Origin of the sequence: Streptococcus sp. 3613 (genome assembly GCF_013277375.1) — a bacterium.
Classification (GTDB): domain Bacteria; phylum Bacillota; class Bacilli; order Lactobacillales; family Streptococcaceae; genus Streptococcus; species Streptococcus pseudopneumoniae.
The window spans coordinates 1-25,459 of sequence record NZ_VMMV01000010.1; the positions used below are offsets into that span (position 1 = coordinate 1).

General features: G+C 40.6%; 18 protein-coding genes, 2 pseudogenes and 1 riboswitch. Of the genes and pseudogenes, 15 read left to right on the forward strand and 5 right to left on the reverse strand.

Going from position 1 to position 25,459, the window contains the following annotated elements; translation table 11 throughout:
• Positions 1 to 73: 73 nt before the first annotated feature.
• A pseudogene (locus HT708_RS01310) lies at positions 74 to 259 on the forward strand (transposase); the annotation flags it as partial.
• Here HT708_RS01310 and HT708_RS11655 read toward each other — a convergent pair.
• Positions 243 to 425, reverse strand: a complete 183-nt coding sequence (locus HT708_RS11655) for a hypothetical protein (protein ID WP_078800210.1) — start codon at positions 423 to 425, stop codon at positions 243 to 245. The pseudogene HT708_RS01310 and the gene HT708_RS11655 overlap by 17 nt on opposite strands.
• Positions 426 to 552: 127 nt before the next feature.
• Between HT708_RS11655 and HT708_RS01315 the strand changes: the two genes are divergently transcribed.
• From HT708_RS01315 to tig, 7 genes and pseudogenes are all read left to right on the forward strand, one after another.
• On the forward strand, positions 553 to 2,532 hold the full coding sequence (locus HT708_RS01315) for a peptide ABC transporter substrate-binding protein (RefSeq protein WP_050269502.1): 1,980 nt from the start codon (positions 553 to 555) through the stop codon (positions 2,530 to 2,532).
• A gap of 66 nt (positions 2,533 to 2,598) precedes the next feature.
• Positions 2,599 to 4,095: an ABC transporter permease gene (locus HT708_RS01320; protein WP_000759897.1), complete on the forward strand. Its 1,497-nt coding sequence runs from the start codon at positions 2,599 to 2,601 to the stop codon at positions 4,093 to 4,095.
• Positions 4,095 to 5,021 (forward strand): oligopeptide ABC transporter permease OppC, encoded by a 927-nt coding sequence (oppC, locus tag HT708_RS01325; protein WP_000103703.1) that lies wholly within the window; start codon positions 4,095 to 4,097, stop codon positions 5,019 to 5,021. The genes HT708_RS01320 and oppC overlap by 1 nt, the downstream gene beginning before the upstream one ends.
• A gap of 8 nt (positions 5,022 to 5,029) precedes the next feature.
• Complete coding sequence (locus tag HT708_RS01330) at positions 5,030 to 6,097, forward strand: ABC transporter ATP-binding protein (protein ID WP_172925881.1); 1,068 nt, start codon at positions 5,030 to 5,032, stop codon at positions 6,095 to 6,097.
• Positions 6,098 to 6,107: 10 nt separating this feature from the next.
• Complete coding sequence (locus tag HT708_RS01335) at positions 6,108 to 7,034, forward strand: ATP-binding cassette domain-containing protein (protein ID WP_100104188.1); 927 nt, start codon at positions 6,108 to 6,110, stop codon at positions 7,032 to 7,034.
• 597 nt (positions 7,035 to 7,631) lie between these two features.
• Positions 7,632 to 9,249 (forward strand): annotated as a pseudogene (gene treC, locus HT708_RS01340) (alpha,alpha-phosphotrehalase).
• 550 nt (positions 9,250 to 9,799) lie between these two features.
• The gene (gene tig, locus HT708_RS01345) at positions 9,800 to 11,083 is read left to right on the forward strand and encodes a trigger factor (RefSeq protein ID WP_000116494.1); all 1,284 of its coding nucleotides are present in this window, start codon (positions 9,800 to 9,802) and stop codon (positions 11,081 to 11,083) included.
• A 47-nt stretch (positions 11,084 to 11,130) separates the two neighbouring features.
• Here tig and HT708_RS01350 read toward each other — a convergent pair whose 3' ends face one another.
• From HT708_RS01350 to rnhC, 3 genes are all read right to left on the reverse strand, one after another.
• Complete coding sequence (locus HT708_RS01350; RefSeq protein ID WP_172925882.1) at positions 11,131 to 13,497, reverse strand: ATP-dependent RecD-like DNA helicase; 2,367 nt, start codon at positions 13,495 to 13,497, stop codon at positions 11,131 to 11,133.
• Between the two features lie 209 nt (positions 13,498 to 13,706).
• Positions 13,707 to 14,321 (reverse strand): signal peptidase I, encoded by a 615-nt coding sequence (lepB, locus tag HT708_RS01355; RefSeq protein WP_001083986.1) that lies wholly within the window; start codon positions 14,319 to 14,321, stop codon positions 13,707 to 13,709.
• Between the two features lie 3 nt (positions 14,322 to 14,324).
• Complete coding sequence (gene rnhC, locus HT708_RS01360; RefSeq protein WP_172925883.1) at positions 14,325 to 15,206, reverse strand: ribonuclease HIII; 882 nt, start codon at positions 15,204 to 15,206, stop codon at positions 14,325 to 14,327.
• A gap of 86 nt (positions 15,207 to 15,292) precedes the next feature.
• Here rnhC and zapA point away from each other — a divergent pair, with 86 nt between their 5' ends.
• The 3 genes from zapA to HT708_RS01375 all read left to right on the forward strand — a co-directional run bounded on the left by zapA (position 15,293) and on the right by HT708_RS01375 (position 18,579).
• Positions 15,293 to 15,595: a cell division protein ZapA gene (zapA, locus tag HT708_RS01365; RefSeq protein ID WP_000002019.1), complete on the forward strand. Its 303-nt coding sequence runs from the start codon at positions 15,293 to 15,295 to the stop codon at positions 15,593 to 15,595.
• Positions 15,592 to 16,140: a CvpA family protein gene (locus tag HT708_RS01370; protein WP_023938525.1), complete on the forward strand. Its 549-nt coding sequence runs from the start codon at positions 15,592 to 15,594 to the stop codon at positions 16,138 to 16,140. The genes zapA and HT708_RS01370 overlap by 4 nt, the downstream gene beginning before the upstream one ends.
• 102 nt (positions 16,141 to 16,242) lie before the next feature.
• A complete protein-coding gene (locus tag HT708_RS01375; RefSeq protein WP_023938527.1) occupies positions 16,243 to 18,579 on the forward strand; it encodes an endonuclease MutS2 in 2,337 nt (778 codons plus the stop codon).
• 48 nt (positions 18,580 to 18,627) lie between these two features.
• On the opposite strand, the gene HT708_RS01380 is transcribed toward HT708_RS01375, so the two are convergent.
• On the reverse strand, positions 18,628 to 19,557 hold the full coding sequence (locus tag HT708_RS01380) for a helix-turn-helix transcriptional regulator (protein ID WP_001150390.1): 930 nt from the start codon (positions 19,555 to 19,557) through the stop codon (positions 18,628 to 18,630).
• A gap of 212 nt (positions 19,558 to 19,769) precedes the next feature.
• Between HT708_RS01380 and HT708_RS01385 the strand changes: the two genes are divergently transcribed.
• The 4 genes from HT708_RS01385 to HT708_RS01400 all read left to right on the forward strand — a co-directional run bounded on the left by HT708_RS01385 (position 19,770) and on the right by HT708_RS01400 (position 25,449).
• Positions 19,770 to 21,008, forward strand: a complete 1,239-nt coding sequence (locus HT708_RS01385; RefSeq protein WP_000978129.1) for a hypothetical protein — start codon at positions 19,770 to 19,772, stop codon at positions 21,006 to 21,008.
• 54 nt (positions 21,009 to 21,062) lie between these two features.
• Positions 21,063 to 22,124, forward strand: a complete 1,062-nt coding sequence (locus HT708_RS01390) for a hypothetical protein (protein ID WP_001035286.1) — start codon at positions 21,063 to 21,065, stop codon at positions 22,122 to 22,124.
• Between the two features lie 61 nt (positions 22,125 to 22,185).
• Entirely contained in the window at positions 22,186 to 23,745 is a 1,560-nt protein-coding gene (locus tag HT708_RS01395) for a DUF6287 domain-containing protein (protein ID WP_000734929.1), read from the forward strand.
• A 199-nt stretch (positions 23,746 to 23,944) separates the two neighbouring features.
• Positions 23,945 to 24,033, forward strand: a riboswitch (glycine riboswitch).
• Between the two features lie 90 nt (positions 24,034 to 24,123).
• Positions 24,124 to 25,449, forward strand: a complete 1,326-nt coding sequence (locus tag HT708_RS01400; protein ID WP_172925884.1) for a sodium:alanine symporter family protein — start codon at positions 24,124 to 24,126, stop codon at positions 25,447 to 25,449.
• Positions 25,450 to 25,459 lie beyond the last annotated feature (10 nt).

Below are 25,459 nucleotides of genomic sequence, written 5' to 3' on the forward strand. Positions count from 1 at the left end.
AGTAACAGATTTATTAAGGGAAGTCCCAACTATTTTTGAATGTTTGGAACGCTTTTTAAAACTAAATGACTATAAAAAGAAATGCCACGCTATGAAGGCTCAAGCGATTGTCACAAGTCAAGGGAGAATTGTTTCTTTGGATATCGCTGTGAACTATTGTCATGATATGAAGTTGTTCAAAACGAGTCGCAGAAATATCGGACAAGCTGGTAAAATCTTGGCTGACAATGGTTATCAAGGACTCATGAAGCTATATCCTCTTTTGCAGGAAGTCTAATATTGTTATAATTTAATTTGAATTCCAAAATCACATTGTTCCGTCCGTATTTTATTTTACTGTATGTCTTCCTAAGCTCCAAAGTTTCTGCGTCAAATTTCCTATTTTCACTGTAGTCTTTGACACTTCGAACGACAATTTGAATCATATATTCAAAAAAAAATGAAAAATTTGTGCCAACAAGCCTAAATATTCTGAAAATTTGTTTGATTTTTAATGGATAATATGATATAATGGTCGTCAATCTATAATTCACATAAACAGAGGAGTAGAAAATGAAAAAAAATCGTGTATTTGCTACAGCAGGTCTTGTTTTATTAGCAGCAGGTGTACTTGCAGCATGCAGTTCTTCAAAATCATCTGATTCATCAGCCCCTAAAGCTTATGGCTATGTTTATACAGCAGACCCAGAAACCTTGGACTACCTGATTTCAAGTAAAAATAGTACAACAGTAGTGACTTCAAATGGGATTGATGGTTTATTCACTAACGATAATTACGGTAATCTTGCTCCTGCAGTTGCAGAGGATTGGGAAGTCTCTAAGGATGGTTTGACCTACACTTATAAGATTCGTAAAGGGGTTAAATGGTTTACCTCTGATGGAGAAGAATATGCAGAGGTGACGGCTAAAGATTTCGTGAACGGCTTAAAACACGCAGCAGATAAAAAATCAGAAGCTATGTATCTAGCTGAAAACTCGGTTAAAGGCTTGGCAGATTATCTATCAGGAACTTCAACAGATTTTTCAACAGTTGGTGTCAAGGCGGTTGATGATTATACGTTACAATACACTTTGAACCAGCCTGAACCGTTCTGGAACTCTAAGTTGACCTATTCTATTTTCTGGCCTCTGAATGAAGAATTCGAAACATCAAAAGGAAGCGATTTTGCTAAACCAACAGATCCGACATCCTTGCTTTATAATGGGCCATTCTTGTTGAAAGGGTTGACTGCAAAATCTTCTGTAGAGTTTGTAAAAAATGAACAATATTGGGACAAAGAAAACGTCCACCTAGATACTATAAATCTGGCTTACTATGATGGCTCAGATCAGGAGTCGCTAGAGCGTAACTTCACTAGTGGAGCTTATAGTTATGCCCGTCTTTTCCCTACCAGCTCCAACTATTCTAAGGTTGCAGAAAAATACAAGGACAATATCTATTATACACAACCAGGCTCTGGGATTGCTGGTCTGGGTGTGAATATTGATCGCCAAAGTTACAACTATACTTCTAAAACTACAGATTCAGAGAAAGCAGCTACTAAGAAGGCATTGCTTAACAAAGATTTCCGTCAAGCCTTGAATTTTGCTCTTGATCGCTCAGCTTACTCAGCTCAAATCAATGGTAAAGATGGAGCAGCTTTAGCAGTTCGTAATCTATTTGTAAAACCAGACTTTGTTTCAGTTGGTGAGAAGACCTTTGGTGATTTAGTCGCTGCTCAACTTCCTGCTTATGGAGATGAGTGGAAAGGTGTGAATTTAGCTGATGGGCAGGATGGTTTATTCAATGCTGACAAGGCCAAGGCAGAGTTTGCGAAAGCTAAGAAAGCTTTAGAAGCAGATGGCGTTCAGTTTCCTATTCATCTGGATGTTCCAGTAGACCAAGCATCAAAAGGCTACATCGCCCGTATTCAGTCCTTTAAACAATCTGTAGAAACAGTTCTTGGTGTTGAAAATGTCGTTGTCGATATTCAACAAATGACAAGTGATGAATTCCTTAATATTACTTACTATGCTGCCAATGCTTCATCTGAGGATTGGGATGTATCGGGAGGAGTTACATGGGGACCAGACTATCAAGACCCATCTACTTACTTGGATATTTTAAAAACAACTAGCAGTGAAACTACAAAAACATATTTAGGATTTGATAATCCAAATAGCCCTTCAGTAGTTCAAGTTGGTTTGAAAGAATACGATAAATTGGTTGATGAAGCTGCCAAAGAGACAAGCGACTTGAATGTCCGTTATGAAAAATATGCAGCGGCTCAAGCATGGTTGACTGATAGTTCTCTCTTTATTCCTGCTATGGCTTCTTCTGGTGCAGCACCGGTGCTTTCACGAGTTGTTCCATTTACTAGAGCTTCTGCGCAAACAGGCTCTAAGGGGTCAGATGTTTACTTCAAATATTTGAAATTGCAAGATAAAGCGGTGACTAAGAAAGAGTATGAAAAAGCTCGTGAAAAATGGTTGAAAGAAAAAGCTGAATCAAATGAGAAAGCTCAAAAAGAATTGGCAAGTCATGTGAAGTAAATAATTTCTAATAGAACTTTCTCTCCATGAGGAGAAGGTTCTTTTGGGATTTTTAAAGGAAATAATATGAAAAAATATATTTTTATGCGTGTTTTGCGGTCATTGGTTTCGATTTTCTTAGTGACGACTTTGACCTACACGATTATCTATACCTTGGTTCCTCGAAAATTGATTTTCAAGCAGGATCCTAACTATAATAAAATTGCGACAACGGCTGATAAACGTGATAACTATGAAAATACTGTGTTTGAGCGTATGGGCTACATTGAGTATTACGATACTAAAGAGTTGCAAGAAAAGGCAAGTAGCATGGATTCTTCTGTAACAGTAGAAGCAAATGCGACCAATAAAGCTATTTATGAAAAGTACATCAATCAATTAGGTCATGGTTGGACCTTGGGAGAATTTACTGAAAGTGGTCAATTCTATGCTAGTCGTGAAATCCCCATTTTTGAACGTGTTTTTCACTTCTATGCTAACTTGATTGACATTGACCATACAAATAAAATCCAAGACCCTGAAAATCCAGACTTGAAACGTTACCTTCGTTTCGAAAATGATCCAGCTATCGGATGGTCATTGGTCGGTTCAGGAACTAAACATAAATATCTCTTGTACTTTAACAGTCAGTTCCCATTTGTGCATCAAAATTTTGTGAACATCAATTTAGGTGACTCTTACCCAACCTATGCTAATACACCAGTTCTTCAGGTTATTACTCAAGGTCAAGGACAAACTAAAACTGCCCAAGTTCAGTTCCCAACAGGTAAGAAAACGTCTTCTGTAAATATTTACTCAAGAACCTACAAGTCACCTAGTCAGGCTGACTCTCGTGAAGTAGCTAGCTATGGGAAAGATGATCCTTATACAGCGACTGAAAGTAATTACCAATATCCATCTATGATTGTCAGCTCTGCTATTACTGGTTTGATTGGTTTGGTGATTTCTTATGCGATTGCAGTGCCACTTGGTTCAGCCATGGCTCGTTTCAAGAACACTTGGATTGATAGCTTCTCAACGGGGGCTTTGACCTTCTTGCTTGCTCTTCCAACCATTGCCTTGGTTTACATCGTTCGATTGATTGGATCATCTATTGGTCTTCCAGATTCGTTCCCTATCTTGGGAGCTGGAGATTGGCGTTCTTACGTTTTACCAGCAGTCATCCTTGGTTTGTTGGGTGCTCCTGGTACAGCTATTTGGATTCGTCGTTACATGATTGACTTGCAATCTCAAGACTTTGTTCGTTTCGCTCGTGCAAAAGGTTTGTCTGAAAAAGAAATTTCAAACAAACACATCTTTAAAAATGCCATGGTTCCGCTGGTTTCAGGAATTCCTGGTGCTATTATTGGGGTTATCGGTGGTGCAACCCTTACTGAAACAGTCTTCGCCTTCCCAGGTATGGGTAAAATGTTGATTGACTCTGTAAAAGCATCTAATAACTCTATGGTCGTTGGTCTTGTCTTCATCTTTACATGTATTTCTATCTTCTCACGTCTTTTGGGAGATATTTGGATGACTATTATTGACCCACGTATTAAATTGACTGAGAAAGGAGGCAAATAATGTCTACAATCGATAAAGAAAAATTTCAGTTTGTAAAACGTGACGATTTTGCCTCTGAAACTATTGATGCGCCAGCATATTCTTACTGGAAATCAGTGTTTAGACAATTTATGAAGAAAAAATCAACTGTAGTCATGTTGGGAATCTTGGTAGCCATCATTTTGATGAGTTTCATCTACCCAATGTTTTCTAAGTTTGATTTCAATGATGTCAGCAAGGTAAACGACTTTAGTGCTCGTTATATCAAGCCAAATGCTGAGCATTGGTTCGGTACAGACAGTAACGGTAAATCACTCTTTGACGGTGTCTGGTTTGGAGCTCGTAACTCTATCCTCATTTCTGTGATTGCGACAGTGATTAACTTGGTTATCGGTGTTTTTGTCGGTGGTATTTGGGGAATTTCAAAATCAGTTGACCGTGTCATGATGGAAGTTTATAACGTCATCTCAAACATCCCATCTCTTTTGATTGTCATTGTCTTGACTTACTCAATCGGAGCTGGATTCTGGAATCTGATTTTTGCTATGAGTGTGACGACATGGATTGGGATTGCCTTCATGATCCGTGTGCAAATCTTGCGTTACCGTGATTTGGAATACAACTTGGCGTCACGTACTTTGGGAACACCAACCTTGAAGATTGTTGCCAAAAACATCATGCCACAATTGGTATCTGTTATTGTGACAACCATGACTCAAATGCTTCCAAGCTTTATCTCATACGAAGCCTTCTTGTCTTTCTTCGGTCTAGGATTACCGATTACCGTGCCAAGTTTGGGTCGTTTGATTTCGGATTATTCACAAAACGTAACAACCAATGCTTACTTGTTCTGGATTCCATTGACAACTCTTGTCTTGGTATCCTTGTCCCTTTTCGTAGTTGGTCAAAACTTAGCGGATGCTAGTGATCCACGTACACATAGATAGGAGTAGAAATGACAAAAGAAAAAAATGTAATTTTGACTGCTCGCGATATTGTCGTGGAATTTGACGTTCGTGACAAAGTATTGACAGCCATTCGCGGCGTTTCCCTTGAACTAGTTGAAGGAGAAGTATTAGCCTTGGTAGGTGAGTCAGGATCAGGTAAATCTGTTTTGACAAAGACCTTCACAGGTATGCTCGAAGAAAATGGTCGCATTGCCCAAGGTAGTATTGACTACCGTGGTCAGGATTTGACAGCTTTATCTTCTCACAAGGATTGGGAACAAATTCGTGGTGCTAAGATTGCGACTATCTTCCAGGATCCAATGACTAGTTTGGACCCCATTAAAACAATTGGTAGCCAGATTACAGAAGTTATTGTAAAACACCAAGGAAAAACAGCCAAGGAAGCAAAAGAATTGGCCATTGACTACATGAATAAGGTTGGGATTCCAGATGCAGATAGACGTTTTGATGAATACCCATTCCAATATTCTGGAGGAATGCGTCAACGTATCGTTATTGCGATTGCCCTTGCCTGCCGACCTGATGTCTTGATCTGTGATGAGCCAACAACTGCCTTGGATGTAACCATTCAAGCTCAGATTATTGATTTGCTAAAATCTTTACAAAACGAGTATCATTTCACAACAATCTTTATCACTCACGACCTTGGTGTGGTAGCAAGTATTGCGGATAAGGTAGCGGTTATGTATGCAGGAGAAATCGTTGAGTATGGAACTGTTGAGGAAGTCTTCTATGACGCTTGCCATCCATATACATGGAGTCTCTTGTCTAGCTTGCCTCAGCTTGCTGATGATAAAGGGGATCTTTACTCAATCCCAGGAACACCTCCGTCACTTTATACTGACCTGAAAGGGGATGCCTTTGCCTTGCGTTCTGACTATGCAATGCAGATTGACTTCGAACAAAAAGCTCCTCAATTCTCAGTATCAGAGACACATTGGGCTAAAACTTGGCTACTTCATGAGGATGCTCCAAAAGTAGAAAAACCAGCTGTGATTGCAAATCTCCATGATAAGATCTGTGAAAAAATGGGATTTGCCCATCTGGCTGACTAGGAGGAAGGAAATGTCTGAAAAATTAGTAGAAATTAAAGATTTAGAAATTTCCTTCGGTGAAGGAAGTAAGAAGTTTGTCGCGGTTAAAAATGCTAACTTCTTTATCAACAAGGGAGAAACGTTCTCGCTTGTTGGTGAGTCAGGTAGTGGGAAAACAACTATTGGTCGTGCTATCATCGGTCTCAATGATACAAGTAATGGAGATATCATTTTTGAGGGTCAAAAGATTAATGGTAAGAAATCGCGTGAACAAGCTGCGGAATTGATTCGTCGTATCCAGATGATTTTCCAAGACCCTGCGGCAAGTTTGAATGAACGTGCGACTGTTGATTATATTATTTCTGAAGGTCTTTACAATCACCATTTGTTTAAGGATGAAGCAGAGCGTGAAGAGAAAGTTCAAAATATTATCCGTGAAGTGGGTCTGCTTGCTGAGCATTTGACTCGTTACCCTCATGAGTTTTCAGGTGGTCAACGTCAACGTATCGGTATTGCCCGTGCCTTGGTCATGCAACCAGACTTTGTTATTGCGGATGAACCAATTTCAGCCTTGGACGTTTCTGTGCGTGCCCAAGTCTTGAACTTGCTCAAAAAATTCCAAAAAGAACTTGGCTTGACCTATCTCTTTATCGCCCATGACTTGTCGGTTGTTCGTTTTATTTCAGATCGTATCGCAGTTATTTACAAGGGTGTTATTGTAGAGGTTGCAGAGACAGAAGAATTGTTTAACAATCCAATTCACCCATATACTCAAGCCTTGCTTTCAGCGGTACCAATCCCAGATCCAATCTTGGAACGTAAGAAGGTCTTGAAGGTTTACGACCCAAGTCAACACGATTATGAGACTGATAAGCCATCTATGGTAGAAATCCGTCCAGGTCACTATGTTTGGGCGAACCAAGCCGAATTGGCACGTTACCAACAAGGGTTAAACTAATAATGGTTTTATAATTTCCATGTCAATTTTTATGGAAATTATAAACCTTTTTTTGTTGGACTGATTTGAAAATCTTTGAAAGCGTACTGAAAGAATTTTCGAAAAATTTTAAAATATTCTGAAATATTCTTGACAGCTAATGAAAAAGGTGGTAAGATAGGAAACATCAAAAAAGAAAGCAGAAAAAGAAATGAATAAGAGACAAGCTGTAACGATGAATCAAAACTTTTACTTTAGCTACTTTAGATAGTGTTTGTAGATATGTCACCATGGATGCAAACAGTTCAAGCAATTTGTTTGTATCTATGTGGCTAAGATTTTTGATTGTGGTCCATATAGATGAATATCTAAATGGACTAGCTAAGTTGTAACTTGTTAGGTTATTTCAAGTACCCGTTTAGGTATTATCTAGGCGGTTTTTTTGTTTTATACTCTTCGAAAATCTCTTCAAACCACGTCAACGTCGCCTTGCCGTACTCAAGTACAGCCTGCGGCTAGTTTCCTAGTTTGCTCTTTGATTTTCATTGAGTATAATTGAAATAGCACAAATAGGGACGGAAGACTGCTTCCTCCCTTTTATCAGAAAAGGAGAAACAGATGACACTTGATAAAGGAAAAGTAGTCTATCAAATCTATCCAAAATCTTACAAAGACACCACTGGAAATGGTATTGGGGACTTCCGTGGGATTATCGAAAAAATCCCCTATTTAGCCAAACTGGGCGTGGATATGGTCTGGCTCAATCCATTCTATCCAAGCCCTCAACGGGATAATGGTTACGATATTTCAGATTATATGGCAGTGGATCCTCTTTTTGGTGATATGACTGATTTTGAGGAAATGGTGCGTGTCGGTAAAGAGCATAAGATTGACTTTATGCTGGACATGGTACTCAATCATTGTTCGACAGAGCATGAATGGTTTCAGAAAGCCCTAGCTGGTGACAAGTACTACCAAGACTTTTTCTTCATCCAAGACCAACCAACAGACTGGCAGTCTAAGTTTGGTGGCTCTGCATGGGCGCCCTTTGGGAATACAGGGAAATACTACCTTCACCTCTTTGATGAGACCCAGGCTGACCTTAACTGGAGCAATCCCAATGTCCGTAAGGAGCTTTTCAAGGTTGTTAATTTCTGGCGCGACAAGGGTGTCAAAGGTTTCCGATTTGATGTGATCAATTTAATTGGCAAGGACGAGGTTTTAGTGGATTGTCCTGAAAATGAAGGAAAGCCAGCTTACACAGACAAGCCCATCGTTCATGACTATTTGCGTATGATGAATCAAGCCACTTTTGGATCAGACGATAGTTTTATGACAGTTGGGGAAATGTCCTCAACCACCATGGGAAATTGTGTCCTTTATTCGTCGCCTGACCGTCAGGAATTATCCATGACCTTTAATTTTCATCATCTCAAGGTGGACTATAAGGATGGACAAAAGTGGACCTTGGCTCCCTTTGATTTTGAAGAGTCTTTACCATAGCTGGGGCAAGGAAATGAGTGATAAAGGTGGTTGGAGTGCTCTCTTCTGGAACAATCACGACCAACCACGCGCTTTAAACCGTTTTGTTGATATTCAAAACTTCCGCAAGGAAGGAGCTACCATGCTAGCGGCCAGTATTCACCTTTCACGTGGGACACCTTATATCTATATGGGCGAGGAAATCGGGATGATTGACCCAGACTATGATTCTATTGCTGATTATGTGGATGTCGAATCGCTCAATGCCTATCAGATGCTCTTAGAGGAAGGGAAGAGTCAGGAAAAAGCCTTCCAGATTATTCAAGCTAAGTCGCGTGATAATTCACGAATTCCTATGCAGTGGGATGCTTCTGAAAATGCAGGCTTCACAGTAGGGACTCCTTGGCTCAATGCAGGAAAATCCTACCCTCACATCAATGTAGAAAATGAAATCCAAGGTCCGATTTTCACCTTCTACCAAGACTTGATTCGACTGCGTAAGGAAATGCCTATCATCTCAGAAGGAAGTTACAAACCAGCCTTTGAAGATAGCAAGCAAGTCTATGCTTTTGAACGTCAGTATGAGGCTGAAAAGTTACTTGTGCTCAATAATTTTTATGCCACAGAAGTGGAAATCGATTTGCCAGTAGCCTACCAAAATGGACAAATTTTGATTTCAAACTATGAAGACGCAGAAGTGTCTGAGAAAATTCTACTCAAACCTTATCAAACACTGGCTATTTATGTAAATTAATACTCTTCGAAAATCTCTTCAAACCGTGTCAGTTTTATCTGCAAACTCAAAGCGGTGCTTTGAGCAACCTGTGGCTAGCTTCCTAGTTTGCTCTTTGATTTTCATTGAGTATAAACTTAGCAAGAAGACCTCTTTTTCAGAAAAGCAGGGTTCTTTTTGATGTCTATTCCATCCTTGAAAGTGTAGAACAAACTGTCAATCGAAAGTGATTATGTCCCAAAAAAAATGGTGAGATTGAGGGCAATTATTTTGCTTTCATTTGACAAGAGGAACCCTTGAAGCAGTTTTGTCAGCTAAACCAAGGCTAATCTTAGCCTTGGCTTGTCAGCCTAACAGCATCAAGCATCTTATCAAATGAAATAGAGGGCTAGCTATCAGCTAGTTAAAACATCTAATTTTTAGGAGGGCTGGGTGACTAACTTCATTATAGAACTTTCATTTAGTTAGCAAAAAGGCTTGTTGTCTATAATTGTCTGCATTAGTCTAGATTTTATTTATAGAAAATGTTATAATAGACTGTATTTAAAAAATTTTAAGGAGAAATGACAGAATGTCTGTATCATTTGAAAACAAAGAAACAAACCGTGGTGTCTTGACTTTCACTATCTCTCAAGACCAAATCAAACCAGAATTGGACCGTGTCTTCAACTCAGTGAAGAAATCTCTTAATGTTCCAGGTTTCCGTAAAGGTCACCTTCCACGCCCTATCTTCGACAAAAAATTTGGTGAAGAGTCACTTTACCAAGATGTTATGAACGCTCTTTTGCCAAATGCTTATGAAGCAGCTGTAAAAGAAGCTGGTCTTGAAGTGGTTGCTCAACCAAAAATTGACGTAACTTCAATGGAAAAAGGTCAAGACTGGGTTATCACTGCTGAAGTTGTTACAAAACCTGAAGTAAAATTGGGTGACTACAAAAACCTTGAAGTATCAGTAGATGTAGAAAAAGAAGTAACTGATGCTGACGTTGAAGAGCGTATCGAACGCGAACGCAACAACTTGGCTGAATTGGTTATCAAAGAAGCTGCTGCTGAAAACGGCGACACTGTTGTCATTGACTTCGTTGGTTCTATCGACGGTGTTGAATTTGATGGCGGAAAAGGTGAAAACTTCTCACTTGGACTTGGTTCAGGTCAATTCATCCCTGGTTTCGAAGACCAATTGGTAGGTCACTCAGCTGGTGAAACTGTTGATGTCGTTGTAACATTCCCAGAAGACTACCAAGCAGAAGACCTTGCAGGTAAAGAAGCTAAATTCGTGACAACTATCCACGAAGTAAAAGCTAAAGAAGTTCCAGCTCTTGACGATGAGCTTGCAAAAGACATCGACGAAGAAGTTGAAACACTTGCTGAATTGAAAGAAAAATACCGTAAGGAATTGGCTGCTGCTAAAGAAGAAGCTTACAAAGATGCAGTTGAAGGTGCAGCAATTGATAAAGCTGTAGAAAACGCTGAAATCGTAGAACTTCCAGAAGAAATGATTCACGAAGAAGTTCACCGCTCAGTAAACGAATTCCTTGGAAACTTGCAACGTCAAGGTATCAACCCTGACATGTACTTCCAAATCACTGGAACTACTCAAGAAGACCTTCACAATCAATACCAAGCAGAAGCTGAGTCACGTACTAAGACTAACCTTGTTATTGAAGCAGTTGCCAAAGCTGAAGGATTTGATGCTTCAGAAGAAGAAATCCAAAAAGAAATTGAGCAATTGGCAGCAGATTACAACATGGAAGTTGCACAAGTACAAAGCTTGCTTTCAGCTGATATGTTGAAACATGATATCACAATCAAAAAAGCTGTTGAATTGATTACAAGCACAGCAACAGTTAAATAATCTTAATAAACAAAAATCCCACCTGAATTGGTGGGTTTTCTTATGCACTATTTTCCAAAAATCTCTTTGAGGTCTGCATCTGTAATCCCAATCATGGCTGGGATGCTGTCCCAATTTTCTTCGGTTAGGATGTAGGATTGTTCAGAGATACTTGATGTGGTTGTTTCAGAGATAGCTGGTTGCTTTTCTTCAACAGTTTCCAATAAATCACTGAAGCGTTCAATCAGATAGGTTTTTCGGGCAGTTCCGATATGCTGGGTGGCATAGTCGAAGGCCTGTAATTCGCCTAGTAAGATAAGCTTGCTTTTGGCGCGTGTAATGGCTGTATAGATGAGATTGCGCTCCAGCATACGCCTACTAGCACTGGTGATAGGTAGGATGACAACAGGAAACTCACTTCCCTGAGACTTATGGATACTCATGGCATAGGCTAGGCGAATCTTGTACCATTCGTTACGTGGGTAAGAGACTTCGTTGCCATCAAAATCAATGACAATCTCGTCTTGTTTCGACTCGGTGTATTTACCAGGAATCAGGTCTGTGATGGCTCCCAAATCTCCATTAAAGACATTGATTTCAGCATCGTTGACCAAATGAATGACCTTGTCTCCCTTACGATAGTGGCACTGGGGAGCTTCAAAACTGAGTTGGTCTTTTTGTGGTGGATTGAGAAGGTCTTGCATGAGCTGGTTGATGGAATCAATCCCTGCAGTCCCTCGGTACATGGGAGCCAGAACTTGGATATCACGGGCAGGGATGCCACTTCTGAGGGCAGCGCCTAAGATCTTTTCAATGGTAGCAGGAATATGGCCACTAGCAATTTCAAAGTAGGAACGGTCTGCTTTTTTCTGGGTGAAATCAGCTGGCAGGATGCCCTGTCGAATCTGACTAGCTAGGGTGACGATGGTTGATTCTTCGCTTTGCCGGTAAATTTTTTCCAAGCGAGTCTGAGGAATTAAAGGAATATGAAGGAGGTCAGCTAGAACTTGTCCAGGGCTGACAGACGGTAGCTGATCGCTATCTCCCACGATGAGAATCTTACTGTTAGAAGAGATGTTGGAGAAGAGTTGATTGGCCAGCCAAGTATCCACCATGGAAAATTCATCTACGATGATGAAGTCAGCATCCAGATAATCTTCCAGATGACTAGTATCATCGTCGCCTGTCATTCCCAAGTGACGGTGTATAGTCGCGCTTGGCAAGCCTGTCAATTCATTCATGCGACGAGCTGCTCGTCCAGTTGGAGCAGCAAGAAGAATGGGCAGGTTGCTTTTCTTCCTGAGGTTAAGTCCTTCTAAAAGGGCATAAACAGCGATGATACCATTGATAACAGTCGTCTTACCAGTACCAGGTCCACCTGTCAGGATAAAGACCTTATTTTGGATAGCGTCACAAATAGCCTGTTTTTGAATGCTATCATACTCAATCCCCAGTTCTTCCTCGACAGTAGTGATATGTTTTTGAATAGTTTCTAAATCTTGGCTCTTCTGTTTTCCTTTTTCAAGGATACGAATCAAGTGACTGCGGATGCCTTCCTCAGCGAAAAAGAGGCTGTTGTCAAAAATTTTGGTATCAATCTGCTGAACCTTGTCTTCTTCGATCAGGTAGGAGAGTTCTTGAGCCACTTGGCTGGGGTCCAGTTCCACGGGGCGAGAAGATTCAAGGAGAGTAAGGGTTTGTTCCAGCAAATCCCGTGCTTCAACATAGGTATCCCCTGTTTCCATACAGGCCTGAAAAAGACTATGAACTAGACCGGCACGGAAGCGTTCAGGAGCCTGACTTTCGATGCCTAGTTCCTCAGCTAGTTGGTCAGCAATGGTAAATCCCAATCCTTTGATATCTTCAACCAGCTGATAGGGATAATTTTCAACCACATCAAGGGTTTCTTCCTTGTAAAAGTCTTGAATCTGAAAGGCTAGTTTGTTGGGAATGCCGTAGTTGGCCAGTTTGGCCAAAACCATCTCGGTTCCGTAGTTGAGGCGGAGAGTGGAAACGAAAGCCTCGCGATTTTTGGCAGAGAGTCCTGAGATACCTTCTAGCTTTTCTGGGTGTTGCAGAATTTCGTCAATGGTATTGTCACCGTAGGTATCCACAATTTTCTGAGCTGTCTTGAGACCAATTCCCTTGAAATGGCTACTTGAAAAGTACTTGACCAATCCCTTGCTAGTTGGTTTTGCGCGTTCATAACGACTGATTTGCAGTTGCTCCCCATACTTGGAGTGCTGGACAATTTGTCCCCAAAAAGTATAGTCTTCTCCCTCAATCACATCAGCCATAGTGCCCGTGACAATGATTTCAAAATCATCAAAATCCTCTGCGTCTGTATCGTCGATTTCTAGGAGGAGGATACGATAAAAATTGCTGGGATTTTCAAAAATAATCCGTTCAATGGTTCCTGAAAAATAAACTTCCATAAGCTTCCTTTGCATAAATAGGTGAGAGTTAATACTCTTCGAAAATCTCTTCAAACCACGTCAGCTTCGCCTTGCCGTATATATGTTACTGACNNGATTTTCATTGAGTATAACTTTGTTTCTATCTTAATCAAACTGGATAGTGAATAATCATATTCTCACGATAGAAGAAGAGGCTGAGATTGCTGACTCTCGGCCTCTTCGATTTCTTAAAATGTTCCGATACGGGTGATTGGCCAGAAGCGGAATTTAGCTTCCCCTGTGATATCTTTTGCTTTGAAGGTACCTACGTGGCGGCTGTCGCTCGAAACCAAGCGGTCGTCTCCGAGGAGAAGGTATTCTCCTTCTGGAACTGTAAAGCTAAAGTTGGTGTTGTAGTTGACATCAACTGTGAAGGCTTGAGCTTTTTGAGCGATACTTCTAAAGAAAGTTCCTTTATTTCCTTCAAATCCCTTGCCTGAGTAGGTGCTTTGGAGTTTGTCATCCTTGAAGCGTTTGATATAGTCAGCTAGATAAGGTTCATCTGTCTCTTTGTCATTGATGTAAAGTTTATCATTTTCGTAACGGATGGTATCGCCAGGCATTCCGATGACGCGCTTGACGATGTCCTTATTGCCATCTTCCTCATGGGCCACCACGATATCAAAACGGTCAATAGGGAGGTGCTTAACGACAAAGAGAATTTCGCCATCCGCTAGGGTAGGATCCATGGAGTGTCCTTCTACGCGGACATTACTCCAAAAAAAGATACGACTTAAAGCTAGTAATGACAGAATCAGGAGGAATAATCCCCACTCTTTTAGGAAATTTTTAAATGAATTCATAACTTACCTTTCTAAGCGTTTTTTCGCTTTTTCAGTATTTTTAAAGTGCAATTTGGCACAGAAGTTGAGTCCCTGCATACCATAGGCTTGTAAAATCTGGCTAGCTACCTTATCAGAAGCTGTTCCAGCTCCACTTGGAAGTTGATAACCCAGTTCTCGTCCTAGATTTTCTAGATTTTCCAGAAAGAGATCACGCGCAATGATAGAAGAAACTGCGACAGCCAAGTATTCGCCCTCAGCCTTTTCTTCTAAGCTGATAGGATTGCTGAAACGATTGGCCTCTTGTGCCAAGTACTTGTCATAATTTTTAGCACTGGTAAAGGCATCAATCACAATTTTCTCAGGTTGAACGCCTTTTTGAAGAAGGAGATAGATAGCCTGGTTATGGAGGGCAACCTTAACCGAAACAGCATTGTAGCGGTCTCCGATGACCTCGTTGTACTTGCTTGGTGAGAGAAGCAGTGCCTGGTGCTGGATTTTGTCCTTGAGGATAGGGGCAATCTGACGAATCTTTTGGTCGGTCAGAGTTTTAGAATCCCCCACACCGAGTTTTCGCAAGAAAGCATGCTGGTCAGGTGTGACAAAGGAAGCCACAACTGCAAGTCCACCAAAGTAGGAACCATTTCCCACCTCATCTGTCCCAATCAAAGGAAGATTTTGTCCGCTGGTTTCCTCTACAACTTGATAGCCAAAGAAACGAGTATATTTCTCAGCTCCTTCACCCTGAAGCAAGACCTTTCCAGAAGTATAGATAGAAACCGTTGCCTGAGGCAGTCTCAAAAAGTAGCGGATATAGGGATTCTTACTAGGAGCCAGACTGGTTTGATAGTGTTCAAGAAAAGCCTGAATCTTCTTTTCACTTGGTGTGAGTGTTATACTTGCCATAGTTTCTATTGTACCATAAAAGCAGGCAAATTTGTAAAAACTGACAAAATTAGCGAATTTTGGTATAATATCGTGAGGTGAATTTTATGGCAAATCTAAATCGATTCAAATTTACATTCGGGAAAAAATCATTAACCTTGACAAGCGAGCATGATAACCTTTTTATGGAGGAAATCGCCAAGGTTGCGACAGAAAAATACCAAGCAATTAAAGAACAAATGCCTAGTGCAGACGATGAAACCATCGCTCTTTTGTTGGCAGTCAACTGTTTATCAACTCAGCTCAGCCGTGAGATTGAATTTGACGATAAGGAGCAAGAGCTAGAAGAACTCCGTCACAAGCTTGTGACTTGCAAGCAAGAACAGAGCAAGATTGAGGACTCCTTATGATTTCACTCCTTCTTCTATTGGTCTTGGCTTGGGGATTTTATATCGGCTATCGGAGAGGCCTGCTCTTACAGGTTTATTACCTGATTTCAGCCATGGCATCGGCTTTTATGGCTGGCCAGTTTTATAAGGGACTTGGAGAGCAATTTCATTTGCTGCTCCCTTATGCAAATCCGCAGGAAGGTCAGGGAACTTTCTTTTTCCCATCGGATCAACTCTTTCAGTTGGATAAGGTCTTTTACGCAGGGATCGGCTACTTGTTGGTTTTCGGGGTTGTCTATAGCATCGGTCGTTTGCTTGGTCTCCTCTTACACTTGATTCCTAGTAAAAAACTGGGTGGTAAGTTGTTCCAAGTTTCAGCAGGGATCTTGTCCATGTTAGTGACCTTATTTGTCTTGCAAATGACCTTGACCATACTAGCAACCATTCCCATGGCAGCTATACAAAATCCTCTTGAAAAGAGTATTGTCGCAAAACACATCATCCAGAGCATACCAGTAACAACCAGTTGGCTCAAACAAATCTGGGTGACAAATTTAATCGGATAAAAAGGGCAGGAAATTTCCTAGCCCTTTGTTTACAGATTGACTAGAATCTATCAGAATGTAAAAAGCTACCACACCTAGACATTCAAAGACGAGGAAATAAAGATGAACAAGAAAATATTAGAAACATTAGAGTTCAATAAGGTCAAGGCCTTGTTTGAACCCCATTTGTTGACTGAGCAGGGCTTGGAGCAATTGAGACAGCTAGCTCCGACTGCCAAAGCGGATAAAATCAAACAGGCTTTTGCTGAGATGAAGGAAATGCAGGCTCTTTTCGTTGAGCAACCGCATTTTACCATTCTCGCAACCAAGGAAATTGCAGGAGTCTGCAAACGGTTGGAGATGGGGGCAGACCTCAATATAGAGGAGTTTCTCCTCTTGAAGCGCGTGCTTCTTGCTAGTCGAGAACTGCAAAGTTTTTATGCTAATCTGGAAAATGTCAGCTTGGAAGAGTTAGCCTTCTGGTTTGAGAAATTACATGATTTTCCGCAATTACAAGGAAATCTCCAAGCTTTTAATGATGCAGGTTTCATTGAAAATTTTGCCAGTGAAGAATTGGCGCGCATCCGTCGAAAAATCCATGATAGCGAGAGTCAGGTACGCGATGTTTTACAGGATTTGCTCAAGCAAAAAGCGCAGATGTTGACAGAAGGGATTATTGCCAGCAGAAACGGCCGTCAGGTTTTACCAGTCAAAAACACCTACCGCAATAAGATTGCAGGTGTTGTTCATGATATTTCTGCTAGTGGAAATACCGTCTATATTGAACCCCGTGAGGTGGTCAAACTGAGCGAAGAAATTGCCAGTTTGCGAGCAGATGAGCGTTATGAAATGCTTCGCATTCTCCAAGAAATCTCGGAGCGTGTTCGCCCTCATGCGGCTGAGATTGCCAATGATGCTTGGATTATCGGTCATCTGGACTTGATTCGTGCCAAGGTCCGCTTTATCCAAGAAAGACAAGCGGTCGTTCCTCAGCTGTCAGAAAATCAAGAGATTCAACTGCTCCATGTCTGCCATCCTCTGGTCAAAAATGCCGTCGCAAATGATGTCCATTTTAGTCAAGATTTAACAGCCATTGTTATTACAGGTCCCAATACTGGTGGTAAGACCATCATGCTTAAAACTCTGGGCTTGACGCAGGTCATGGCTCAGTCTGGTTTGCCGATTTTAGCAGACAAGGGAAGTCGTGTTGGTATTTTTGAAGAAATCTTTGCCGATATTGGAGATGAGCAGTCTATTGAGCAGAGCTTGTCTACCTTCTCTAGTCACATGACCAATATCGTGGATATTCTTGGCAAGGTTAACCAACATTCACTCTTACTTTTGGATGAGTTGGGGGCTGGTACTGATCCCCAAGAGGGAGCAGCCCTTGCCATGGCTATTCTGGAGGACCTTCGCCTGCGTCAGGTCAAGACCATGGCGACCACCCACTATCCAGAACTCAAGGCCTACGGTATTGAGACAGCCTTTGTGCAAAATGCCAGCATGGAGTTTGATACTGCAACTCTTCGCCCAACCTATCGCTTTATGCAGGGTGTGCCTGGCCGAAGCAATGCCTTTGAAATTGCCAAACGTCTAGGTCTATCTGAAGTTATCGTAGGGGATGCCAGCCAGCAGGTCGATCAGGACAATGATGTCAATCGGATTATTGAGCAGCTGGAAGAGCAGACGCTAGAGAGCCGCAAACGCTTGGACAATATCCGTGAGGTGGAGCAAGAAAATCTCAAGATGAACCGTGCTCTCAAAAAACTTTACAACGAACTCAATCGTGAAAAGGAAACCGAGCTTAATAAGGCGCGTGAACAGGCCGCTGAGATTGTGGACATGGCTCTAAGTGAGAGTGACCAGATTCTTAAAAATCTCCACAGCAAATCTCAACTTAAACCCCACGAAATCATAGAAGCCAAGGCCAAATTGAAAAAATTGGCTCCTGAAAAAGTAGATTTGTCCAAAAACAAGGTTCTTCAAAAGGCCAAGAAAAAACGTGCTCCAAAGGTGGGAGATGATATCGTGGTTCTCAGTTATGGTCAGCGTGGTACCTTGACCAGTCAACTCAAAGATGGCCGCTGGGAAGCCCAAGTTGGCTTGATTAAGATGACTTTAGAAGAGAAAGAATTTGACCTCGTTCAAGCCCAGCAAGAAAAGCAAGTCAAGAAGAAACAGGTCAATGTTGTGAAACGAACTTCTGGGCGAGGACCTCAAGCCAGACTAGATCTTCGAGGCAAACGCTATGAAGAAGCTATGAATGAGCTAGATGCCTTTATCGATCAAGCCTTGCTTAATAATATGGCTCAAGTTGATATCATCCATGGTATCGGAACAGGTGTCATCCGTGAAGGTGTCACCAAATACCTACAAAGAAATAAGCATGTCAAGAGTTTCGGCTATGCCCCACAAAATGCTGGAGGGAGTGGCGCAACTATTGTGACTTTTAGAGGATAAGAAAAGCCTGAGGAAATATGTTGTTCCTCAAGCTTTTTGATTTCTAACCTAGACATCTAAAGGTTGTCCAGTGTGATTGAGTTGTGTGACAGTAACAAAGAAATCCTCTCTCATTCGAGTCAGAAGTTGATTTGGATAGACCTTTTCAAAGTTATCAAGACTGGCAAAGATATGCTTAGCAAGCTCTAGACCTCTGACATCATCTTTTCTGAGAAAATTATTAGCCCGTTCCATGGAAAGACTAATCATCTCTGTCATCTTGGTGCTCAGTAGAGGGAAAGTATTAATCACTTCCAAGGTTTTCATAGCTAAGCTCTCAGCTTTGTCATAGTAGCCATTAACAGAGTAATGCTTGATAGCAGTTCTTAAGCAGGCAATATAGTAGTCAGCAGTACGGATTGAATGGTATTCAGTCTGTTTTTTTAGAGTATCTAATAAGTGGTAGAGTCTATAATCTAAAAATTCGATTGAAAAGTGAGGCAGGATAGATGAAAAGATATTGACCTCAATTTTGTTCCAGTCGTCTAATTCACTTAGATAGTTCTTGATATATTCTAGTTCTTGATAGTCTTTTGGAGTCAGAAAAGAATCGCCGATGATGTTTGCGATAGCAAATTTATTGACTACACGATTGGCGATTACATAGTGTTCAGCGATTCCAGGATTTTCCAGAGGCTGATTAATCAAGCTAAGGATCTTTTTAAATTCACGCTTATAGGCCAAATCAGCAACTTGAGCCTGTAATTTATGAAATTCAGTTGGAAACATCTGCGTTTTGAGACTATCAAAGGTCTCCTTATCAATTCCAATATTAGAAAGAATCTCTTCAAATTTTTGAATGGTTATTCGAGATTTCCCTTGCTCAAACTGACGTAAAAAATGTGGAGTCACTGTAGTTCCAGCAGCTTCCTTCTGAGTAAACCCTCTCTCCTCACGGATGGCCTTATAGACTAATCCATAAACACTTTCATCTTGCATCCTAAATCTCCTCAAGTCCTTTTTTCCATTCTATCATAATTCTACCAATTTTTAAGGGAATTTTTAGAAAAAAGTAAATATAGTTACGCTTTTTTCGGGGGGGGGGGGGGTATTTGTTCAATAAAGGTAAATATAGATACGCTTTTCGTAAATAAGATAAATAGCATGCTATACTGTAATCGTAAACAATAAAATTTTAAAGGAGATTTTTGATGATGAAGTCAAAAACAGTTTTAGTAACTAGCCTAGCGGCTGCAACATTTGGATTGGTCTCTCTTGTGGACACAGCAGGAGTTCTACCTTTTTCAGCGCAAACAGTGCAGGCTGACACACAAACGCTTAATCCAACTGCTAAATATTATATTCTTGTTCCAAAAGATTCAGAAGTATTTAAAGGATGGAAGGGAACTGCTAATCGTCCCATTATTTGGGCTACAAAAACCACTCCAGAATTATCTTATTTCGAAGAAACTGCTCGAAATTATATAGCTCTTGAAAATAAGTCTGGTGCCAATTACATAGAGTGGAAGGGGACTGTAGAAGAGTTTAAAGAGGCTGTTAAGAAGTTGACTGGTAAAACAACAGCTTCCTCAACTCCAAAGACTTTTAACCAATCAACAACGAGTCAAAAAGATGGCTGGTCAGGTTCGTCCTACTACCAAAATGGTAGCAAAGTTACCAGTAAGTGGATTTTTGATAAGAACTATAATTCCTACTTCTACCTAGATGCTTCAGGTAATTATGTTCAAAATGCTTGGGTAGGAAACTACTACCTCAAGTCAGGTGGATATATGGCTAAAAGCGAGTGGATTTATGATAAGAATTATGGTTCATATTACTACCTAACGTCGGAAGGAAGTTACGCCCGTAATACTTGGGTGGGTAACTATTATCTCAAGTCAAACGGCAAGATGGCTAAAGGTGAATGGATTTATGACAGTAACTACAGCTCTTACTATTACTTAACATCAGAAGGAAGCTATGCTCGTAACACATGGGTAGGTGACTACTATCTCAAGTCAAATGGTAAGATGGCAGTGAATGAGCGTACACCAGATGGTTATCAAGTTGATGGATCAGGTAAGTGGATCCGCTCTAAGGGAACTCATACAGCCAGCAGTTCACAAGCAACATCATTAGGAATAAGCCTTTACCATGTCAATGATGCTATGACCTATATCGATATTGCTCTACCTAGTACTCCATCTTCATCTTATCAAGTAGCCTATGATTTTGCCTTAATTGATGTAAATACAGGTAAGGTTTCTACAGATGCTCATTTTACTGCTACTTACAGTCCAAGTCTACGTGTTTTTCAAACTCGTCACTTCTTTAGTGCAACTCCAGATGGAAGTTATCTCTTTGTTATCAAAGGAAAAGGACAAGATGGTAAGGTATATGATGGACAATCTGTTGTCTTTCGTGTAAAGAATCATCGTTTTGTCGGATAGATAAATGTTGCACTTTAAACAAATAAAGACTAAAAAATAAAGGAAATTAAAAACATGAACAAAAAGAAATTATTAGTATGTGCTTTGGCACTTTCAACAGTCGGAGTATTGTCAACTATTGACACAGCGGGAGTTCTACCTTTTTCAGCAAAAACAGTGCATGCTGATGACATTGTTGCAGTTGGTAATGTTGATCACAAGGTCAATCTAAGTTTGGTTGGTTATGATAAAAATCGTGGCGTTTCTGTCACTTTTTCAATTGATAGTGTTAATCCTAATTTTGTTAATAATTGGAATAGTAAGCAAGATTCTATTATTGTAAGAACGAAGCTTGTTAATGCTAAAACAAAAGAGGTTGTGGATAATGACACCGGAGCAAGTGTTAGATTGAGATCCTATGATTTAACAAAAAGCAGCATTGACTCTTATTCATATGAATCGATTCCTGATGGTGAATACAAATATGAAGCCTATGTAAGTGAATTTTATATTGATTCTCAGACTAAGCTTCGTCATCAATACAAAGGAGAATCTCCTATTTTTAGTATTAAAGACGGTAAATTTGCTGGTCTAGTATCTTCAACACAATCATCTACAACACCAACAACTACTGAAACTCCAAAACAATCTACTAACTCTACCTCAGGTCAGACTGGCTGGTCAGGTTCTTCTTACTATCAAGCTGGTGTTAAAGTAGTCAATCAATGGATTTTTGATGTTCAGTACAATTCTTACTTCTACTTAAATGCTTCAGGTCACTTTGTTCAAAATGCTTGGTCAGGCAATTACTACCTTAAGTCAGGTGGCTACATGGCGAAGAGCGAGTGGATTTATGATAGTAACTATAAGTCTTATTACTACCTGACATCAGAAGGTAGTTACGCTCGTAATGCTTGGGCTGGAAGCTACTACCTCAAATCAGATGGTAAAATGGCTAAGAGTGAGTGGATCTATGATAGTAGCTACAAATCTTACTATTACCTAACATCAGAAGGAAGCTATGCTCGTAACACATGGGTAGGTGACTACTATCTCAAGTCAAATGGTAAGATGGCAGTCAACGAACGTACTCCAGATGGCTACAAAGTAGATGGCTCAGGTAAGTGGGTTAAATAGAATAAAAATAGTGAAAGGAATTAGCACAGGCTGATTCCTTTCACTTAGATAAGGGAATAATATGAAAAAGTTATTATTAGCCACAACACTTTCACTGACATTAGTTCTAGGAGGTTGTCAGTATCTACCTTGGAATAAAAGCGCGGAACCAGCATCCGAGGAAGTAGCAAGTCCAGAAATAGACTACAGTTACTATAATAAAGTTTTGGATGACTATGAAAAAGTAGCGAAAGGAACCTTGCCGAAAGGTATGGATGTCAATCCCCTAGCTAGTCAAGTGAAATCTTCTCAAGGATTTTATACAGATGTGGTTTACCACAAGACGGATTTGAATAATGATGGAGTCGATGAACTCTTGCTTGCTCTTGAAATGAAGAGTGGCGAAAAGAGTTTACTTGATATTCGTACGCTGAAAGACGAAAAGGTGATTCGTTTGACTAATCAAGAAAATCGTTTAGACCAGATTGGTGAGAGAATGACAGTCGGTATCTTGCCAGATAATTCTCTGCTCTATCGTGGAGCTGGTACAGCAACGAGTCACATCTATGCTCACTACCAATTTAGTGAAGATGGGCAGTCTTTGGTAAAGGCTAAGGAAGCTCAAGAACTAGCGGATCTTGGGGTCGGTTCTCCCATTTCTCTGGAGACTTTAAGCTGGAAATCAGTTTCAGATAAGCTTCCTAGCGGGAGTAGTGCAGACAAAGGGACAGAGAAAACTAAATCAACCGTAGATTACAGTCCTTATAATAGTATTTTGAAGGATTATGAATTTATTTTAGACCATAAGTCAGAGGTTAAGGATAACATCAATCTAACTGCTAATATCTATGCAGGGATGGCAGAACGCAGTCAAGCCTTCACCTATGCAATGGTTGATATGGATAAAAATGGCATTGATGAATTGATTATATCTTCTAAAAATGGTAGTGAGATTTTAGATATTTTTACGCTCAAAGATCAGAAAGTCATTCGCCTCACCAATGCTGAAAATAAAATGCAGATGCTTGGAACACGCTTTAAGGCCTATCTCCTAGAAGATGGGAAACTTTATACCCAGTGGAATCCGTTTGCAGGAGATCCACAAACTATTTATACCATTTGGAAATTGAATAGTAGTGGGGACAAATTAGAGAAGGTTAAAGAAGCTAAGACAGAGGATGAAGTCAGTCCTGGTACTAGAATGAATCTATCTAGCCTGACTTGGAAATCTGTAACAGAAAAATTTGCTGAAACAGCATCTTCCACTAACAAAAATGTTTCTAGCAAAATGGATATTAATGCCATAAAAAATGGAGATTTCTCTAGTATTGAAGGAAAATGGAGTAAAGGAAATGGTGGAGAAGACTTAGTTTTTAGTAAGGATGGGCTAGTGGCTCCAGAACAATTTACAGTTGACCTTGCAGAATCAGAAATAGTCAATGATTTTCTACGAGCTCGCTATTCAGGTCCATCTTTTGGAGTCTTTATTCAATTCATACCAGCAGGTGTTAGAATACCTGATGAGACATCAATGGATGGATTAATATCAGACGCTTCGGATATTAGTAAAGATAGAATCATCTATCGTGCTTCATTTCCAGTACATAATAAACCAGAACAATTCTTATATCGTGTAGACTAGGAGTGAAACAGATTGATTTAATTAACAGCACCTCACGCACATGGGAATGCTCAATCTTTTTCTACTGAGTCAAATAAGATTTTCCCAAAATCCATTGACAAAAGCCAACATTTTTTGTAAAATAAGAATCAATTAAATACCAACACCGAATGAAGTTTAATAGAAGTGGGGAATCGTTTGATTTTCCATGACTGTAAATGGACGGAACTCTGGAGAGACCGTAAAGGCACCGAAGGGGCAAGGCAGGCAACTGCTCAAACTCTCAGGTAAAAGGACAGAGCTAGGATAGACCGCTTTTTAGCATTTATCTAAGCATTCCAGAGTACATGTATCTTGCATGTGCTCTTTCTTTTGGGGTTGAAAAGATAGGAGAAGGAAATGTTAGAATTGCTTAAATCAATCGATGCTTTTGCTTGGGGACCGCCCCTCTTGATTTTATTGGTCGGAACAGGGATTTACCTAACGGTCCGTCTAGGACTCTTGCAGGTTTTGCGTCTGCCCAAGGCCTTCCAGCTTATTTTTATCCAGGATAAGGGACATGGTGATGTATCCAGTTTTGCAGCTCTGTGTACAGCCTTGGCATCAACCGTTGGAACAGGGAATATTATAGGAGTTGCGACGGCTATCAAGGTTGGTGGACCAGGAGCTCTATTTTGGATGTGGATGGCGGCTTTCTTTGGAATGGCTACCAAGTATGCGGAAGGACTCTTGGCCATCAAATACCGCACCAAGGACGATCATGGTGCGGTTGCGGGAGGTCCCATGCACTATATCCTTCTAGGAATGGGAGAAAAGTGGCGACCACTTGCTGTTTTGTTTGCAGTAGCAGGAGTATTGGTTGCTCTCTTGGGGATCGGAACCTTCACTCAAGTCAACTCGATTACAGAATCCATCCAAAATACAACGACGATTTCACCAGCCATCACAGCTCTCGTCTTGTCTGTCTTTGTAGCGATTGCAGTCTTTGGCGGACTCAAGTCTATTTCTAAGGTTTCAACTACTGTTGTTCCTTTTATGGCTATCATTTATATTTTGGGAACTCTTACAGTTATTTTCTTTAATATCGGAAAAATCCCTGACACAATCGCTTTAGTCTTTACCTCAGCTTTTAGTCCCCTTGCTGCGGTAGGTGGTTTTGCTGGTGCTAGCGTTCGGATGGCTATTCAAAATGGTGTGGCGCGTGGTGTCTTCTCAAACGAATCTGGTCTGGGTTCTGCTCCCATTGCAGCAGCTGCGGCTAAGACAAATGAACCAGTAGAGCAAGGTTTGATTTCCATGACAGGAACCTTTATTGATACACTCATTATCTGTACCTTGACTGGTTTGACCATCTTGGTAACTGGTGTTTGGAGTGGCGACTTAAATGGGGTTGCCTTGACGCAGTCTGCTTTCTCAACAGTCTTTTCACATTTTGGACCTGCCCTCTTGACCATCTTCCTTGTTCTCTTTGCCTTTACGACGATTCTAGGTTGGAACTATTATGGAGAACGCTGTTTCGAGTTTCTCTTTGGAGTTCGTTTTATCTGGCTTTACCGTGTGGTCTTTGTGCTCATGGTCTTGTTGGGAGGATTTATCGAGTTGGATATGGTCTGGATTATCGCAGATATCGTCAACGCCTTGATGGTTCTGCCAAACTTGATTGCCCTCTTAGTCTTGTCGCCAGTCGTTATTGCTGAAACTAAAAAGTATTTTGACAAGTCATAACCACCCGTGA

Excerpts from the sequence above, each read along its gene's own strand:
- lepB (WP_001083986.1), bottom strand. The coding sequence starts at position 14,321 with ATGAATTCATTTAAAAATTTCCTAAAAGAGTGGGGATTATTCCTCCTG.
- oppC (WP_000103703.1), top strand. The coding sequence starts at position 4,095 with ATGTCTACAATCGATAAAGAAAAATTTCAGTTTGTAAAACGTGACGAT.
- HT708_RS01330 (WP_172925881.1), top strand. The coding sequence starts at position 5,030 with ATGACAAAAGAAAAAAATGTAATTTTGACTGCTCGCGATATTGTCGTG.
- HT708_RS01390 (WP_001035286.1), top strand. The coding sequence starts at position 21,063 with ATGAACAAAAAGAAATTATTAGTATGTGCTTTGGCACTTTCAACAGTC.
- HT708_RS01315 (WP_050269502.1), top strand. The coding sequence starts at position 553 with ATGAAAAAAAATCGTGTATTTGCTACAGCAGGTCTTGTTTTATTAGCA.
- HT708_RS01380 (WP_001150390.1), bottom strand. The coding sequence starts at position 19,557 with ATGCAAGATGAAAGTGTTTATGGATTAGTCTATAAGGCCATCCGTGAG.
- tig (WP_000116494.1), top strand. The coding sequence starts at position 9,800 with ATGTCTGTATCATTTGAAAACAAAGAAACAAACCGTGGTGTCTTGACT.
- HT708_RS11655 (WP_078800210.1), bottom strand. The coding sequence starts at position 425 with ATGATTCAAATTGTCGTTCGAAGTGTCAAAGACTACAGTGAAAATAGG.
- HT708_RS01385 (WP_000978129.1), top strand. The coding sequence starts at position 19,770 with ATGATGAAGTCAAAAACAGTTTTAGTAACTAGCCTAGCGGCTGCAACA.
- zapA (WP_000002019.1), top strand. The coding sequence starts at position 15,293 with ATGGCAAATCTAAATCGATTCAAATTTACATTCGGGAAAAAATCATTA.
- rnhC (WP_172925883.1), bottom strand. The coding sequence starts at position 15,206 with ATGGCAAGTATAACACTCACACCAAGTGAAAAGAAGATTCAGGCTTTT.
- HT708_RS01335 (WP_100104188.1), top strand. The coding sequence starts at position 6,108 with ATGTCTGAAAAATTAGTAGAAATTAAAGATTTAGAAATTTCCTTCGGT.
- HT708_RS01400 (WP_172925884.1), top strand. The coding sequence starts at position 24,124 with ATGTTAGAATTGCTTAAATCAATCGATGCTTTTGCTTGGGGACCGCCC.
- HT708_RS01395 (WP_000734929.1), top strand. The coding sequence starts at position 22,186 with ATGAAAAAGTTATTATTAGCCACAACACTTTCACTGACATTAGTTCTA.
- HT708_RS01320 (WP_000759897.1), top strand. The coding sequence starts at position 2,599 with ATGAAAAAATATATTTTTATGCGTGTTTTGCGGTCATTGGTTTCGATT.
- HT708_RS01370 (WP_023938525.1), top strand. The coding sequence starts at position 15,592 with ATGATTTCACTCCTTCTTCTATTGGTCTTGGCTTGGGGATTTTATATC.
- HT708_RS01375 (WP_023938527.1), top strand. The coding sequence starts at position 16,243 with ATGAACAAGAAAATATTAGAAACATTAGAGTTCAATAAGGTCAAGGCC.
- HT708_RS01350 (WP_172925882.1), bottom strand. The coding sequence starts at position 13,497 with ATGGAAGTTTATTTTTCAGGAACCATTGAACGGATTATTTTTGAAAAT.